Source organism: Roseateles sp. P5_E1, from assembly GCF_054049335.1.
On sequence record NZ_JBFUMN010000014.1, the window covers coordinates 67,333 to 83,506 of the forward strand.

Here is a 16,174-nt window from a genome sequence, read left to right on the forward strand (position 1 = left end):
CCCCGGCGGTGATCAAGGGGCGCGTGTGCGATGCCCCGCAGCCGCCTTGTACGCATTGATCTCGGCCGCCACCTCGGCGGGGTCGATGACGTCCGCCAGCCGGGCAAAGCCCTCCGGCGCCAGCGCCTCCACGCGGTCGAGGATGGCGTCCAGCCCTTCGCGGCGGTTCATCTCGACGATGCGGGCGCACATGGGCCGCCGTTCGTCCTCGTAGGCGGCCAGCGCCGTGTCGAGATCGGCGTGCGTGCTCAGGGCCTCGGCCAGCGCCTTGGCATCCATGATGGCCTGGGTCGCGCCGTTGGAGCCGATCGGCACCATCGGGTGGGCTGCGTCACCCAGCAGCGTCGAGCGGCCGAGCTGCCAGCGTGGCAGCGGATCGCGATCCACCATGGGCCATTCCAGCATCTGCTCGGCGCGGCTGATGAGGCCAGGCACGTCCAGCCAGTCGAAGTGCCAGTGGCCAAAGGTGGGCAGCAGGTCGTCGAGATTGCCGGCGCGGCTCCAGTCGGCGCGGTCGGGGGCGGTCAGGCCGGGCGTGGGCTCCTGCACGCGGCGGTCGGCGATCCAGTTGATGAGCTGCAGCCCGTCGGCCCGCGGTGCGCCAATCGGGTAGACGACGAACTTGGCCTGGCTGTGGCCGGCCTGCACCATGGTGCGGCCGTCCAGGAAGGGCGGCGCCCAGGTCGTGCCACGCCACATCATGACGCCGCGCCAACAGGGCGCACCTTCGTCGGGTGCCAGGCGGCGGCGCAGGGCGGAGTGGATGCCGTCGGCGCCAATGACGAGATCGGCCGCCTGCTCGCGCGGGCCGTCCACGGTTGCGACCTCGGCAATGGCGCGGTCGCCTTCATCGCGCACGTTGACGACGCGCTGGCCGTCGAGCACCGTGACCTTGGCCGAGGCTTCGGCCCAGAGCCGCATCTGCAGCTCACCGCGATGGATGCTGAACTGCGCATGGCTGTAGCCGCCCTCCAGGCCGCGCGGGTCGCGGTAGATGGCCTGGCCGTGCTTGTTGGCGAAGACGAGGGCCGAGGTCTCGACGGCCATGCCGCGCAGCGCCGGCAGCAGGCCCAATTCGTCCAGCACGGCGACCGCATGCGGCAGCAGATTGATGCCCACGCCCAGCGGTTTAGGTTCCCGCACCGACTCCAGCACCGTCACGGCGTGGCCGCGTGCGTGCAGGGCCAGCGCGGCCGTCAGCCCGCCGATGCCACCGCCTGCGATCAGGATCTTCATGAGCTCAGGTTAACTCAGGGTAAGCGAGATAGTTGCAGTGAGCAACAAAAACTAAGCTGGATTGGTGAGCACGCCCGACGGCCCCAGCGCCATTCCTCCCGAAGGCCCGATGTTGCCTGTTCCCGGGCTGGATTACGGCCTGCTGGACGGCTTGCTGGGCTATGCGCTGCGGCGCGCGCAGAACGCGCTCTACCTGGACTTCTACCGCGCCACCGCCGAGTGGGACATCAGCCCGCCACGCTTTGCCGCCCTGGTGCTGATCGCACGCAACCCCGGCCTGCGCCAGGGGCTGCTCGGCCAGGCCATGGGCCTGCACCGCAGCGGCGCACTGCGCCTGACCGACTGGCTCACCGCCCAGGGCTGGGTCGAGCGCCGCGACGCGCCCGACGACGCGCGCAGCTGGGGCCTGCATCTGACGCCGGCCGGCAAAAGACTGCTGGCCAAGCTTGAAGCCGCCGTCGCCGAGCATGACCGTGCACTGGTCCAGGCCCTGGGCGACCAGGGGCCTGCACTGAAAACGGCCCTGGAGCGCCTCGCCCGCGTTGCCACTGCAGCGCCTATCAACTGACAACACGACCGGAGACAAGAGAAATGATGCAACGACGCCACCTGATGCTTTCCTTCGCGGCCTTGCCGCTCGCTGCGCGCGCGCAAGGCCAGCCGCCGCGCATCCTCGTCGGCTTCCCGGCCGGTGGCTCGGTGGACACGACGGCCCGCCGCTTCGCCGAATTCGGCCGCGGCAAGCTGGCCGAGACCATCCTCGTCGAGCAGAAGGTGGGCGCCGGTGGCCGCATCGCCATCGGCGCGTTGAAGGACGCGGCCCCCGACGGCCTGACGATGCTGCTCGGCCCTTCGTCCATGTTCACCGTCTACCCGCATGCCTACCGCAAGCTGGCCTACAACCCGGCGACCGACGTCATCCCGGTCTCGCCGCTGGCGCTGTCGACCTGCGGCTTCGGCGTCGGGCCCCAGGTGCCGGCCACCGTCAAGACACTGGCGCAACTGGCCGACTGGCTGAAGGCCAACCCCGACAAGGCCGCCTACGCCTCGCCCGCAGCGGGCGCCATGCCCCACTTCCTCGGCAACCAGTTCGAGCACGCGGCCGGCCTCAAGCTCACGCACGCGCCCTACCGTGGCGCGGCGCCCGGCATGCAGGACCTGATGGGCGGCCAGATTGCCGCGGGCTGCTTCTCCATCGGCGACTTCCTGCCCCACCTCGCCTCCGGCCGCGTGCGCCTGCTCGGCGTGACCGACAAGGCCCGCTCGCGCTTCGTGCCCGATGTGCCCACCTTCGAGGAGCAGGGCTTCAAGGGCATCGTTGGCGTCGAGACCTATGGCCTCTTCCTGCCGGCCAAGACGCCGCAGGCGACGGTCGACAAGCTGGCTGAGGTGGCCCGCGCCGCGGTGCGCGAGCCCGGCGTCATCGAGGCCCTGGCCAAGCTGGGCTTCGAGCCGCTGTCGCTGCCGCCGGCAGACTACGCCAAGCGCCTGGCCGCCGAACGCGAGTACTGGGGGCCGGTCGTCAAGGCTTCGGGGTTCTCGTCGGACGATTAGCATCGGCGCTCCACTCATGGAGCCTGAATGCCCTGGCGTCGACTGGCTGTTGGCCTCGCTGCTTGCCTTGCTGTTTGCCTGACCCTGAATGCGGCCCATGCGGCGACCGACGCCGCGCGGCTGCAGGCGTTGCTGACCGAACAGCAATACGCCGCGGTGAGCACCGATGTCGACGCATTGCTGCGCGCCAGGCAACCCGATGCCACCGAGCGCGGTGTCATCTACCAATGGCTGTTCGCCCGTGATGACGGGGCTGCCATCGATCGCCGCACGCGTCATGTGCTGACCACTTCCAACGTCGACGCCATCGACCTGCTCGCCGCCGGCCGCCTTGCGCTGGACCGGCGCGATTTCGAGCGCGCCAGGCAGTGCTTCGAGAAAGCCCTTGAGCGGGCAAAGCGGCCCGTCGACAAGGCGCAGGCCCTGCGCGGCCTGGGCCAGCGCCATTACCAGCTGCGTGAGTTCGACGCCTCGCTACAAAAGCTCGAAGCCGGCATCGCCGCCGAACGCACCGCCGACGGCCTGGCCGCGCTGGCCGACACGTTGATCCGGCTCGGCCGCACCGAAGACGCGATTGCTGCGGCCGAGGGCGCCGTCGCGCTGAACCGTCATCACGAAGCTGCCCACTACCTGCTCGGCAACGGCTATGTGCGCGAGAACTACAGCCAGCTCGCTGCCCGCCTGGGCGACGGCTTCGCGCCGCTGATGGCCGACGTGCGTCGCGCGTCGGACGCCTTCGACAAGGGCGACTTCGACACGGCCCTGAGCATCAGCCTGGCCGTGCTGGAGCGTTGCCCGCAGCTCGGTCGGGCCCACGCCATCGCAGCGAAAGCGCTGGAGTCGCAGCGCTTTGCCATCGACGTGCACCGCGCCGACTACGAGCGCCGCTTCAAGGCCCAGCCCATGCCCGCCGTGCCGGGCATCGAGCGCTATGTACTGAACTGGCAGGACCTGTCGCCGCGCCACAAGAAGCGCGTCTCCCTGTCCGTCGCGCCGTGGAAGGCCTTCATCCCGGTGCTGGTGGAAGGGGGCGCTACCCACTTCATCAAGCCGATGTGGATGCGCCTGTCCGAGACGCCGCAGGCCCATGCGCTCAAGGATGCGCGCATCGACTACGACTCGCGGCTGTGGGACGACGTGCGCGGCATGGGCGGCCACTTCACCGTCACCGGCATCGAAGACGTCGAGCGCAGCATCTTCGATCGCTACAACACTGTGCTGCACGAGCTGACCCACCAGGTCCATGGCGTGCTGACGGCCGACCAGGCGCGCAGCATCGAGACCCTCTACCAGCAGGCCAAGTCGCGTGACGCCAGGACACGCAACGGCTTCCTGTCGCGGTATGCCGGCGGCTCGGTGTGGGAGTATTTCGCCGAGGGCGCCAATGCCGCGGCCTCGCCACGGCGCGACGCGTATGACGGCCGCGAGATCGTGCGCGAGCGCCTCATCGAGATGGACCCGGCCCTGCGTGCCGAGATCCGGCGCTTCTTCGCCCAGCGCGACACGCGCGCCAGCTTGCCTGTGGCCCTGGTCAATGCCGGCAACCAGAAGCTGGAAGATGGCCAGCTGGCCGAGGCCAAGCCGCTGTTTGCGCGCGCTCTCAAGCTCGCGCCCACCGACGAGCGCGCGCTGACGGCCCAGCTCAATGCGCTGGCCATCGAGGGTGATGGCGCCGCCGTTGCTGAACTGGCGGCCCGCGCCCTGGCTGCTCATCCGCGCAGCGGTGCGCTGCGCGCGGGTGTCGCCGACGCCCTCTGGCATGGCGGCCGCCCACTGGCTGCCGAGGTTGTGCCTGGCCTGGGGCGCGATGTCGAGGCGCTGAAGGGCGAGGACCGCTTCCGCGTCGACCTCGCGCTGGGCGACTACTACCGGCGCCTCGGCGATGTGCCGCGGGCGCTGGCGGCCTATGAGGCCGTGCTGGCCTACCAGGGCGACCAGCCTGAGGCGCTGTGGGGCCGTGCCGCCACGCTGGCGCTGGACAGCCGCTGGGACGACGCCTTCAAGCAGTACGAGGCCGTGTTGCGGCTGCGCACCGGCCTCGTGCCGCTGCGCCGCGATTACGCGCTGGACCTGCTGCGCGCCGGCCGAAAGGAGGCGGCGCGAGCGCAGATCAAGGAAGCGCTGATCCTCGACCCGACCGACCCCGACACGCTGGCGCTGAAGGGCTGGCTGGCCCTTCTCGATGGCGACGCCGATGCCGCACGCCGCGATGCCGAGGAAGCGCTGCGGCTGGGGCCGTGGAGCGATCTGGCCGTCATCGTCGAGGCCGCCGCACTGCAGGCCCTGGGGCAGGGCGAGGCGGCGCAGGTGACTCTCGCGCCTTTGAAGCAGCGCATCGCCGGCAACGCGGCACCGCAATACGTCTACCGGCCCGAAAAGTCGGGCTGGTTCTCGGTGCATGAGCTGCCGGCCAGCGAGCGCCGTGTCATGGAGCTGTTCGTCAAGTGAGATTCATCAAGCGCCTGGAGGCGGCCCATCTGAATGGCCTCAGCGTGGCCCTGGGCGTGGCCGCCACGCATCTCGCGGTCGGCGCGCTGTTCGGCGAGACGGCGGGCCTGGCGGCCGTGGGGGGCGCCGTCTGCGCTAGCCTGACCGATCTGCCCAACCCGCCCCAGCGCGTGCTGCCGCGCGTGTTGCCGGCAGCGGCCGCCGCGGCGCTCGTGACGCTGCTGGTCGGACTGACGGACCACTCGCTCGCGTTGACCGTCGGCCTGATCGCCGTCGTCACCTTCCTGTCGTTGATGGCCCTGGCCTGGGGCCTGCGTGCCGGGCCGCTGTCGTTCGCACCGGTGCTGGCCATGGTCTTCGCGATGGCCTGGGACCGCACGGCCGGCGCCACGTCGCCGCTGGAGCACGCGCTCTGGGTGGGCCTGGGCGGCTGCGTTTATGCCGGCTGGGCGCGCGGCAGCGCGGTCGTGCTGCGCCACCGGCTGCGCGAGTTGGCACTGGCTACGGCACTGCGCGCCACCGAGAAGCGGCTGCGTTCGCGTGCCCAGCGCATTGCCGGCGCGGTGGGCGGCGCCGAGGCGAACATCCGTGCCTCCATTGCCGATGATGTGCTGCTCGCCGATGCATTGCAGGCCGCGCGCGACCAGGTTTTTTCCGCACGGCGCTCACCGCGCAGCCGCCGCCAGACCGACCTCGTGCTTGGCCTCATCGAGCTGCGCGACCTGCTGCTGGCCAGCCGGCTGGACACGGAGCTGCTGGGCCAGGACTTCCCAGGCCGCCAGTGGCGCGCCGCGCTGGCCGACGCGCTGCGCCACCTCGCCGACGTGCTCGCAGCCCTGGCCGACACCGTGGCCTATGGCGCACCCTTGCCCGAGGTGTCTGCCGACGCCTGGCGGGCGCAGTTGGCGGCGCGGCTGGCCGATGTCAGCGCGCCGGCTGGCGACTCGCGCACCCATCTCGCGTCCGCGCTGGCGTCGCGCGTCGGCCACATGCTGGACGACGTCAGCGCCATGGTGGCCCGCCAGACTGCCGCGGACAACCCCGACAGCCCCTGGACACCCGAGCGCCTCGCGCCCTTCGTGTCGCCCGAGGGCTGGCCGCTGGCGGCGCTGAAACCTCATCTGAACCTGCAATCCGGCGTCATGCGCCATGCGCTGCGCTCGGCGCTGGCGCTGTCGTTCGCCTATGCGCTGGGTGCGGCCTTGCCCTGGGCAGCCCACCCCTTCTGGTTGATGCTCAGCGTGGCCGTCGTGCTGCGCGGCAACCTGGAGCAGACGCTGTCACGCCGCAACGAACGGATCATCGGCACCGTGCAGGGCTGCCTGCTGGTGCTGCTGCTGGCGCACGTGAGCTGGACGCCGCTGCTGAGCCTGTGCTTCATCGCGGCCGTGGGCACGGCCCATGCCTATGTGAACCGCCGCTACCGTGTCGCCGCGACGGCCGCGACGTTGATGGCCCTGCTGCAGCCGCTGATGCTGGCGCCCGGCAGCGACCCCTTTATCGCTGAACGCCTGGCCGACACCGTCATCGGCGCGGGCCTGGCATGGCTGTTCAGCTTCGTGCTGCCGTCATGGGAGCGCGCCGCGGTGCCGAGGTTGGGGGCGCAGTTGCGCGGTGCGCTGGCACGGCATTCGGCCAACATGCTGCGCTGGATGCCGAGTGCCGAAGAACAGACCGCCCAGCGCCTGTCGCGCCAGCAGGCCTACACGGCGTTGGCCGCTCTTGCCGCGGCCGCCCAGCGCACGCGTGTCGAGCCGGAGCGCGTGCGCCTGCCGGAGGCCGAGATCGAGTCCGCGCTCAGCCACGGCTATCGGCTGATGGCACTGCTCGGCGCGGTGCAGCACCAGGTGCAGCGCCGCACGGCCCGGCTGGACGCCGCCAAGGCCGAGACCGCACTGCCGCTGGCGCGCAAAGCCTGCGTGGATGTGCTCAAGGGCGAGCCCATGACGGGCACCGACCCGGCGGAGACGCCCGATGGAGACGCGGGCGCCTGGCCCGAGCATCTCGGCCAGCAGGACCTGACGCCCTGGCTGCTGCGCCGGCTCAGGCTGTGCCGCCTTGAAGCGCGCGAATTCGTCGCCGCACTGACCCGACTTCAAACCCCTGCAGGAGAACCGAAATGAGCATCCAGACCCGCGCCGCCGTCGCCTGGAAGGCCGGCCAACCGCTGAGCATCGAAACCCTGGACCTGGAAGGCCCGCGCGACGGCGAGGTGCTGGTTGAGGTCAAGGCCACCGGCATCTGCCACACCGATGACTTCACGCTGTCGGGCGCTGACCCCGAAGGCCTGTTCCCGGCCGTGCTCGGCCACGAGGGCGCGGGCGTCGTGCTGGAGAGCAAGGTGCCCTGGCTCAAAGCCGGCGACCATGTCATTCCTCTGTATACGCCCGAATGCCGCGAGTGCAAGTTCTGCCTGAGCCGCAAGACCAATCTCTGCCAGGCCATCCGCTCGACGCAGGGCAAGGGCCTGATGCCCAACGGCACGTCGCGCTTCTCGTTGAACGGCGAGCCGATCTTTCACTACATGGGCACCAGCACGTTCTCGAACCACATCGTCGTGCCCGGCATTGCGCTGGCCAAGATCCGGCCTGATGCGCCCTTCGACAAGGTCTGCTACATCGGCTGCGGTGTGACGACCGGCGTGGGTGCCGTGCTGTTCACGGCCAAGGTGGAGGCGGGCGCCAACGTGGTGGTCTTCGGCCTCGGCGGCATCGGCCTGAACGTGATCCAGGGCGCCAAGATGGTGGGCGCCGGCAAGATCATCGGCGTGGACATCAACCCGGCGCGCGAGGCGATGGCGCGGCAGTTCGGCATGACGGACTTCGTGAACCCGAAGGACGTCGGGAACGTCGTTGACCACATCGTGCAGCTGACCGACGGCGGCGCGGACTATTCCTTCGAATGCGTCGGCAACGTGCAGCTGATGCGCCAGGCGCTGGAATGCACGCACAAGGGCTGGGGGCGCAGCATCATCATCGGCGTGGCGCCGGCGGGGGCGGAGATTGCGACGCGGCCGTTCCAGTTGGTGACGGGGCGGAAGTGGGAAGGCTCGGCGTTTGGTGGCGCGCGTGGCCGGACGGATGTGCCGAAGATCGTCGACTGGTACATGGAAGGCAAGGTAAGGATCGATGAGCTGATCACGCACAAGTTGCCGCTGGAGAGGATCAACGAGGGGTTTGAGTTGATGCGAAGAGGAGAGAGCATTCGCTCGGTGGTGGAGTTTTGAGGAGGCCTTTGCCCAGTACCTCATGACTCGGTGCAGTGAGCCGGGAGTCCGCCCCGGCAGGGCGGGTAACTTTTCTCTGACGCGCCAGAGAAAAGTCACCAAAAGAGGAGCGCTCAATGCAATCCGCACTCGAGTGGGATGAGGCGCTCGCGTTGCTCGAACTGGGCCGCACGCCGAAGCGAGCCGCTGCGCTCTCGCCCACCACTTGTGCCGAGCGCCATCCATCGCCCCTTCAAGCCGCTTAACGCCGGCTGCACGCCGGGCTCATCAGGAAATACGGAACAGCCGCGTCGCCCGAGCGACGCTGCATTGGGCTGTTTTGATGAGCCCGGCGTGCAGCCGCGCGTCGAACGGGATGCTGGTGCGATGAATCCGGCTCGTGACAAGTGGTGGGCGAGAGCGCAGCGGGTCGCGTCTACGCGCAATCCACCGAGCGTTTTCGCGCGTCGCTCTTGGCAGCGTGGTGCTCGAGTGCGGTTCAGCGCCTCTTCTTTGATGACTTTCTTCTGGCGCCGCAGAAGAAAGTTATCCGGCCGCCGGGACGGACTCCCGGCAATGCATCGATCAGTGGCGCTCTTCGCAAAAGCGTCCTACCGCTCCTCCGGCGGCAACCCTTGCAGCGACTCCACCAACGCCGCATGCGCCTCCAAATCCACCAGCCTCAACTTCGGCACCGTCCTTGCCGGATAGTCCCCAAGATAGTTCCCGCCCTTCCAGTTTCGCGCTGGCCTCACGGGCCGCGGCACAAAGCCGCCGCCGCAGTTGGGGCAGACATTGCCGAGCAGGCCTTCCGCACAGCCCGCACAGAAGGTGCACTCAAAGCTGCAAATGCGCGCAGCCGTCGATTCAGGCGGCAGCGCGACGGCGCAATGCTCACAGCTGGGTCGCAGCTCCAGCATGTCAGCGGCTCTTGCGGTAAGGCTCGTCCTCGACGATGAAATCCTGTTCACGCATCGAGTCCGCGATCCAGTCCTCTACCGCCGGGTGTGCCAGCAGCGAATCGCGATACGTCGCAGCCGCTTCCGACACCGGCAGGCCAAAGCGGCTCAGCCGCACCGCTACCGGCGCAAAGTAGGCATCCGCCGCGCTGAACTTGCCGAACAGGAAAGGTCCCCCGCTGCTGGCCAGCGCACCGCTCCACGCCGCATCCAGCCGCGCCACGTCGGCTCGCAGGGCCTCGTCCTCAGCCCAGAGCTTGGCGCCGACGTCGGGGAAGAAGACCTCGATGTTCATCGGGCAAACCGTGCGCAGCCGCATGAAGCTGGCATGCATCTCGGCGCACAGGCTGCGCGCGCGGGCGCGGGCCTTGGTGTCGCGGGGCCAGATCGCGTGTTCAGGATGGCGGTCGGCGATGTACTCGGCGATGGCCAGCGTCTCCCAGACCGTGAAGCCGTCGTCCTCGACGAGCACGGGCACGCGCTTGGTCGGCGTGATGCCGGCGATGACGCGGGTCCATTCCGAGTCCGGCGTGAAGTCGAAGCGCAGCTTGACCTCTTCAAACGGAATGCCGAAGGCCGCCAGCAGCACACCGCTGCGCATGGACCAGGACGAGTAGTTCTTGTTGCCGATGTAGAGCTTCATGACACCTTTCGCGTTGAGCCGGCGAGCTTAAACAGCCGCTGCCGCGCCGGGGATGAGCAATCCGCAACGGATTGATGCGCGCTCAGCGCCTGGCGCGCCAGGCGTCCAGACGTGCAACGCCGCCGTCAGGCGACAGATAAGTCGGCAGCACGGCCTCCAGCGAACTGGCCTGAATGCCCAGTTCCGCCAGGCCCGGCAGCTTGCCACTCGGTACATTGGGCACGGTGAGCGATGCGAGGTTGTCGCGCGACAGCAGCGGCTCGCCGGGCAGGCATTCCATGAAGAGGGCTTGCAGCGTCGCCAGCGCGCCGGGCAGGCGCAGGATGGGCCGCTCGCAGCCCGCAACGCGGCCGGCCAGCCGCACCAGCTCGGCCAACGTCAGTTCACGCGGGCCGGCGATCTCGTAGGTCTGGCCGATGGTCTCGCGGCGCAGCAGCGTCTCGACGAGGGCACGGGCCAAGTCCTGCACCCACACCGGCTGCAGCCGCGCATTCGCCCCGCCCAACGGCATCACCGGGAACAAGCCCTGCAGCCGCGCGAACAGGTTGACGCTCTTGTCGCCGTCGCCAAAAACCAGCGAGGGGCGCAGCAGCGTCAGCTCCAGTGGATGGGTCTGCGCCGCGACCTGCAGCGCAGCTTCGCCAGCGGCCTTGCTGCGCAGATAGCGCGACGGCGCATGCTCGCTCATCCCCCCACCAATGCCCAGGGCGCTGACATGCACGAGGCGCTTCGCACCGGCCGCGGCAATGCGCTTGGGCAACTCGACATGCACATGCTCGAAGGCGGCCATGCTGCCCTGCAGGATGGCGACGAGGTTGACGACGGCGTCATGGCCTCTCACCAGGTCTGGCAGGTCGTGGAACACGTCGGCTTGCACGACGGTGACGCCTGGCAGGCTCTGCACGGCTTGCGCATGCGGCAGGCGGCGCGTGGGCACGGTGACGCGAGCCTCGGCGCCGAGGCGGCGCGTCAGCTGTTCGCACAAGGCGCGGCCGACAAAGCCGCTGCCGCCCAGGACCAATACGGACAGGCTCATGATTTGGACTCCCCCACCGCTGCGGGCGGCACGTCGCTGACGTCGGCATCGCGTGCGCCGGCAGGCCCGATGCTTTGCCCCAGGCGCTCGCGCAGCTTGGTGGCTGGCAGGCCCAGCACCTGGGCGTAGATGGCGCCGCCGAGCAGCACCTTGCGCACATAGTCGCGCGTCTCGTTGAACGGAATGTTCTCGGCCCAGATGGCCGCGTCGATGACGGGGCCATCGCGCCAGCGCGCGGGGCGGCCGGGGCCGGCGTTGTAGGCCGCCGCGGCCAGGGCCTGGGCGCCTTCGAAGCGGTCCAGTACCAGCTTCAGGTAGTTGGTGCCGATGCGCAGGTTGAAGTCGCGGTCGTGCATCAACTCGGCGTTGTAGTTCAGGCCCACCTTCTTGGCCGTCCATTTGGCGGTGGCGGGCATGACCTGCATCAGGCCGGCCGCACCGACGTGCGAGCGTGCGTCCAGCACGAAACGCGATTCCTGGCGGATCAGGCCGTAGACATAGGCGGCGTCGAGCCCGGCGGCCTGCGCTTCGCGCTGCAACTCGACGCGATGCGGCGTGGGGTAGCGCTGGGCGATGTCGATCTCGGCCTTGGTGCGCTCGCTGGTGTTGATGCAGCGGTCCCAGACCTCACGGTCGCAGGCTTCCTGGGCGGCGGCCAGCAAGGCGCGGTCGCCCATGCCGCGCAGCGAGAAATTCCATTCGCGCACGCCCTCGCTGCGCAGGCCGAGGTTGATCAGCGACAAGGCCCGGGTCAGGCCCGGGTGGCTGCGCGCGGCGCGGCGCTCCTCGGTCGTCAGCGGCGCGGGCGCGGGCGGCAGCGGCGTGGGCAGGCCGATGTCCTCGGCGGCGAGGCGGCCGAAGTAGTTCAGCGGCGTGGTCGCCAGCGCGGCGAGCTGGGCACGAGCGGCCGGCTGGTCGCCCTGTTGCCGCGTGGCGCGGGCCTTCCAGTAGACCCAGGCCGGGTCGCGCTGCTCGATCGACGTCATGCGCTCGATCGCGCGCAGGGCTGCGGCCGGCTGGCGGGCGCGCAGCGCGGCGCGGGCGTGCCACGCCAGGGCGTCGTCGGTCCAGGGGAGGTCGGGCGCGAGCTTCTCGGCGCGAGCGAAGGCGGCGAGGGCGTCGTCCTGCAGGCGCAGCGCGGACTGGCGGCCGATCTGCACCCACAGCCAAGCCTGCAGGTCGGCGGGCAGCTTGCTCCATTTGTCCTGCAGCAGGTCGCCGGCCTGATCGGGGTCGTTGCCGGCGACGCGGGCCAGGGCCAGCGCCGTCAGCTCCGCCTCGGGGCGCGGCGAGGTGCGGGCCTTGCGCGTCAGGTAGCGGCCGGCGTTGTCCTGCAGCTCGGCGAGCTTCTGGTCGAGGGGCTTGGCTGAAAGCAGGGCGACGGCCTGACGCGCGGCGCGCGGGCGGCCCTGCTCGGTGGCCAGGCGGGCCTTGGCCCACAGGGTGTCGGGCTTGAACTGGCCGGCCTCGACCATGGCGGCCGCGAGCTGCTGGCAGCCGTCATCGCCGTCCTTCTGGGTCATCCACGTGGTGCGGGCGGCGTCGGCATCGACCTTGGTGCCGGCGACATGGTCCGCCAGCATGACGTAACAGGCGACCTCGCGGTCGTCGCGCATCTGATAGCTGGCATGGTCGCGCCTGAAATTGGCCCAGTCGCGGCGGTGGCCCAGTTCCAGCAGCCAGTCGTTACGCAGCCTGTCCTCGACATAGCTGCCGGGATAGCGCGCGTAGAAGGCGTCCATCTCGGGCTGGCGCACTTCGCTGAGCCGCGCATTGAGGTCGAAGTACTCGACCCAGCCGGCCAGCGGATGGTTCTGGGCGCGAGCCGCCTCGACGAAGGCTGTGAGGCGCTTGCGGTCGCGCTTGACCCAGGCGTCGCGGGCCTGCACGGCGAGGTCGGCATCGGCGGGGGGCACCGGCGGGGCGGCGTCGGCGCTCAACGCCGCCGACAGCAGCAGGGCCAGCGCCCCGCGGCTCATGCATTCCAAGACTCGACCACCCATCTGACTCATGCGCTTCACGCCTCGCGACTGCTTCACTTTGCGTGAGCGCCGGCCAGCTGGCCGAGCGCCGCGCCTTGATGCCGAATTTAACCCAGGGAAACCCGGGGCTTCGCGCTTTACGCAGGCGCGCGGTTTGCCCACGAATTTGTCCACGAGTTAGGGGCTGGTGATAGCGCTATCCAATCCGCTAACCTCACATCCAATCGACGAGGAGACTGTTGATGAAGACCGCTGCAAAACGTCTGTTGTTGGTGGCCTCCGCCGCGCTGCTGAGCCTGGCCGCCCAGGCCAACCCTGCCGTCTACCCGACGCCCGGCACGCCGGCGCCACCCAGCAGCTTCACGGCGGCCACCAGCGGCCTGCTGGTGGCCTACTACACCGGCGCGGCTGGCGGCTTCACCAACCTCGTCGGCGCGCGCATCAACGGCGTCGACGGCACGCCCGGCCTGGATAACCATGCCAGCGCCTATGGCCAGACCTTTGTGCTGGGCGCCGTGTCGGCCGGTGACAGCCTGGTGTTCTTCATCGATGCCAACAGCGGTGCGGCGCGCTATTACAGCGACGTCAGCCTGAACAGCGATGGCGTCAACCATGTCTGGGCCGCGCCGGTTGCCGGCGACGCCAAGGTGCCGGCCGGCACCAACCTCGCCTTCGAGGACCTGCCCAGCGGCGGTGATTTCAACTACAACGACCACAGCTTCGTCTACCAGATTACCGCCGTGCCCGAACCTGCCAGCTGGGCGCTGCTGCTGGCCGGCGCCGCCGGCCTGGCCTGGCGCCGTCGCCTTCGCTGACTCAGCTCGCGTCCACGTTCCAGCCCTCGATCTCGAAGCGCAGCCGCCCGCGGATGCCGGGGTTGGTGGGCTTCATCTTGCCGTTGGTGGCGACCGCGCTGCTGTCAAAAGGCACGCTGACCTCGATGCGGCCCGACTTCAGCTGCTTGGCCGCGATCTCTGTGTCGGCCATGGACACGCCGGCATCCTGCCAGGCGTACTTGACCTTCCAGGCCTCGCCCTCGTTGGCCGGCGGCACCATCTCCAGGATCAGCGCATTGCGGAACAGATAGCCGCCCTCGAAGTGCTCGTTGAGCCACAGGCGCTTTTCGATTTCGTAGTCGGGCACGCGCACGCCCAGCGTCATGCCATAGGCGAGCGACTTGCGGCGCGGGTTGATCTTGGCCCGGTTGGCGAGGAAGACGCTGCTGAGGTAGAGGCTGGCGTTTTTCTTCCAATCGGCCTGGGCCACGCAGGCGACGGAATCCTCCTCCGTGGTGCGCCGCGTCAGGTACCAGAGCTTGCCGCGCGGCGAAGCCTGCACCTCGATCTGGTAGAGGGCATTGACGGCCCGGCCGGCGTCGGCTTCCTCCTGCACCTTGTCGGGCAGGCGGATGTCGTCGATCTCCAGCCACAGGTCCACCCGCACGTCGCCGAACAGGAAGCGGGCCAGGTTCTGGAAACCCTCCTCGCTGTTGACGATGCCGAAATAGCCCGAGTGGGCGCGGTAGACGAAGGCCTTGGCACACTGGTCGGTGATGTTGCCCTTGGCGTCCAGGCCGCACAGCGTCGCGTTCTCGATCTTGACGAGGCCATCGCTGCCATGGCCGACGAAGCTGCGCGACACGCCGGCCGCGGCTTCGTAGTCCAGCCGGTTGGTGCCCACCAGCGTGAAGACGCGCCGCGACGGGAAGCGGGCCTCAGGGATGAGGTCGGCGCGCTTGTGCTTCTTGGCAGCCGTGGCCAGGTCGAGGTAGGCCGGCATGCGCTTGTCGCGGTCAAAGTTGGAGATGTCGTTGACGCTCAGCCAGGACGGGATGTTCTGGCCCAGCACGTCGATGCCGTTGTGCGGCGTGGCATAAGTGAAGAACTTGTCGACGAGCTTCGCGACCTTCTCGGTGTCCAGCGCCGCGTTCTGCAGGAAGGCGCGACAGACCAGGCCGCCCATGGAGTGGGCAACGAGGTAGCAGCGGAAGTCGGCCGGCTTGATCTTGTTGTCGGGGTTCTTGCAGACCAGGTCGCGCACCCGGGCGACCAGCTTGGACAGCCCCTTGGCGAAGTCCTCGATCTCCGGCGTCTTGCCGCTGCCCAGATAGGAGGAAGCGGCGTCGTAATAGCGATAGATGACGATGCAGCGGTTGCCCAGCTTGTTGTCGGTCGGCTTGCCCAGGGAGTCGGCCTCCCACTCCGGGTCGACGATGTCGTAGCCGTCCTCGTAGACGTCCTTGTACTGGTACTCCGAGGCCAGCCGCACGACGGGCGACTCGAACACGTACTTGCGGGGCCTGTCGGTCTTGTTGGGCACGGCGCGGTACATCGTCGAGCCGAGGTTGAAGCCGCAGAAGGGGTCGGCCGTGGTCTCGTCGATCTCGCCGCGCGACATCGCATAGCCGCGCACGTAGATGATGGGATGGAAGGGGGTGTCGGGCGTGGGCATGGCGGCCTCCGGGCGTTGGCGACGAAGGCGACCATAGCCCCAGCCGGGCGTTGTGAGGAGCCGTGGCGTCATCAGGGCTGAGGAGCAGACTGGCCCTGGGTTTTAATTGGCCGATGACTGCTTCTCACCCCGACCGTCCTTCACTGCGCCGCGAGCTGCTGGCCGCGCGCCGCGGCTTTGCTGCCAGCCCGGCCTTCCAGACCGCGCAGGCCGCAATCACGCTGGGCCTTCACGAGCTGCTGGCCCAGCTGGAGCCGGAACTGCTGGGCGTGTACTGGCCGCTACCCGGCGAGTTCGATCCCGGCCCCCTGCCACTGGCGCGCGCGCTGCCGTTTGCGCGCCGTGAACCCGCTGAGATGGTCTATCGCCGCTGGGACGGCGGCGTACCCGCGGCCCAGGACGAATGTGGCATCGCCTCGTCGACCGGTGCGGTCGTCATACCCGACGTCGTGCTGGTGCCCTGCGTCGGCTTCACGCGAGAGGGCTTTCGCCTGGGCTATGGCGGCGGCTATTTCGATCGCTGGCTGGCCGAACACCCGGGCGTGACGACCGTCGGCCTGGCATGGTCCGCGGCCGAAACCCATTTCCCCGTCGAGGCGCATGACCGTGCGTTGACGCTGATCCTCACCGAGCGCGAGCTCCTCACTCCTGAGTAATTGG

General features: G+C 69.2%; 13 protein-coding genes. 7 read left to right on the forward strand and 6 right to left on the reverse strand.

Going from position 1 to position 16,174, the window contains the following annotated elements; translation table 11 throughout:
- Window positions 1-12: 12 nt before the first annotated feature.
- The gene (locus ACXJKJ_RS14095) at window positions 13-1,236 is read right to left on the reverse strand and encodes a flavin-dependent oxidoreductase (protein WP_457390555.1); all 1,224 of its coding nucleotides are present in this window, start codon (window positions 1,234-1,236) and stop codon (window positions 13-15) included.
- Window positions 1,237-1,300: 64 nt separating this feature from the next.
- Here ACXJKJ_RS14095 and ACXJKJ_RS14100 point away from each other — a divergent pair, with 64 nt between their 5' ends.
- Genes ACXJKJ_RS14100 through ACXJKJ_RS14120 form a run of 5 tightly spaced genes read left to right on the forward strand, consistent with a single transcriptional unit; the run spans window position 1,301 to window position 8,464 of the window.
- Window positions 1,301-1,804 (forward strand): MarR family winged helix-turn-helix transcriptional regulator, encoded by a 504-nt coding sequence (locus ACXJKJ_RS14100; RefSeq protein WP_457390556.1) that lies wholly within the window; start codon window positions 1,301-1,303, stop codon window positions 1,802-1,804.
- Between the two features lie 26 nt (window positions 1,805-1,830).
- A complete protein-coding gene (locus tag ACXJKJ_RS14105; RefSeq protein ID WP_457390557.1) occupies window positions 1,831-2,790 on the forward strand; it encodes a Bug family tripartite tricarboxylate transporter substrate binding protein in 960 nt (319 codons plus the stop codon).
- 27 nt (window positions 2,791-2,817) lie between these two features.
- Window positions 2,818-5,238, forward strand: coding sequence for a tetratricopeptide repeat protein (locus tag ACXJKJ_RS14110; RefSeq protein WP_457390558.1), 2,421 nt, complete (start codon window positions 2,818-2,820; stop codon window positions 5,236-5,238).
- Window positions 5,235-7,361, forward strand: coding sequence for an FUSC family protein (locus ACXJKJ_RS14115; protein ID WP_056192374.1), 2,127 nt, complete (start codon window positions 5,235-5,237; stop codon window positions 7,359-7,361). The genes ACXJKJ_RS14110 and ACXJKJ_RS14115 overlap by 4 nt, the downstream gene beginning before the upstream one ends.
- A gap of 2 nt (window positions 7,362-7,363) precedes the next feature.
- Window positions 7,364-8,464, forward strand: coding sequence for an S-(hydroxymethyl)glutathione dehydrogenase/class III alcohol dehydrogenase (locus tag ACXJKJ_RS14120; RefSeq protein ID WP_457390583.1), 1,101 nt, complete (start codon window positions 7,364-7,366; stop codon window positions 8,462-8,464).
- 590 nt (window positions 8,465-9,054) lie between these two features.
- Here the strand turns inward: ACXJKJ_RS14120 and ACXJKJ_RS14125 are convergent.
- From ACXJKJ_RS14125 to ACXJKJ_RS14140, 4 genes are all read right to left on the reverse strand, one after another.
- Window positions 9,055-9,363: a DUF1272 domain-containing protein gene (locus ACXJKJ_RS14125; protein ID WP_457390559.1), complete on the reverse strand. Its 309-nt coding sequence runs from the start codon at window positions 9,361-9,363 to the stop codon at window positions 9,055-9,057.
- A 1-nt stretch (window position 9,364) separates the two neighbouring features.
- Complete coding sequence (locus tag ACXJKJ_RS14130; protein WP_457390560.1) at window positions 9,365-10,045, reverse strand: glutathione S-transferase family protein; 681 nt, start codon at window positions 10,043-10,045, stop codon at window positions 9,365-9,367.
- 82 nt (window positions 10,046-10,127) lie between these two features.
- A complete protein-coding gene (locus ACXJKJ_RS14135; RefSeq protein WP_056192383.1) occupies window positions 10,128-11,081 on the reverse strand; it encodes a complex I NDUFA9 subunit family protein in 954 nt (317 codons plus the stop codon).
- On the reverse strand, window positions 11,078-13,060 hold the full coding sequence (locus tag ACXJKJ_RS14140; protein ID WP_457390561.1) for a transglycosylase SLT domain-containing protein: 1,983 nt from the start codon (window positions 13,058-13,060) through the stop codon (window positions 11,078-11,080). The genes ACXJKJ_RS14135 and ACXJKJ_RS14140 overlap by 4 nt, the downstream gene beginning before the upstream one ends.
- A gap of 245 nt (window positions 13,061-13,305) precedes the next feature.
- On the opposite strand from ACXJKJ_RS14140, the gene ACXJKJ_RS14145 reads away from it, so the two are divergent.
- Window positions 13,306-13,878 (forward strand): DUF4114 domain-containing protein, encoded by a 573-nt coding sequence (locus ACXJKJ_RS14145; protein WP_457390562.1) that lies wholly within the window; start codon window positions 13,306-13,308, stop codon window positions 13,876-13,878.
- A 1-nt stretch (window position 13,879) separates the two neighbouring features.
- Here ACXJKJ_RS14145 and ACXJKJ_RS14150 read toward each other — a convergent pair whose 3' ends face one another.
- Window positions 13,880-15,514 carry a hypothetical protein gene (locus ACXJKJ_RS14150; RefSeq protein ID WP_457352634.1) on the reverse strand — a complete coding sequence of 545 codons (1,635 nt, stop codon included), beginning with the start codon at window positions 15,512-15,514 and terminating at the stop codon, window positions 13,880-13,882.
- A 113-nt stretch (window positions 15,515-15,627) separates the two neighbouring features.
- On the opposite strand from ACXJKJ_RS14150, the gene ACXJKJ_RS14155 reads away from it, so the two are divergent.
- Complete coding sequence (locus ACXJKJ_RS14155; RefSeq protein ID WP_457390563.1) at window positions 15,628-16,170, forward strand: 5-formyltetrahydrofolate cyclo-ligase; 543 nt, start codon at window positions 15,628-15,630, stop codon at window positions 16,168-16,170.
- Window positions 16,171-16,174 lie beyond the last annotated feature (4 nt).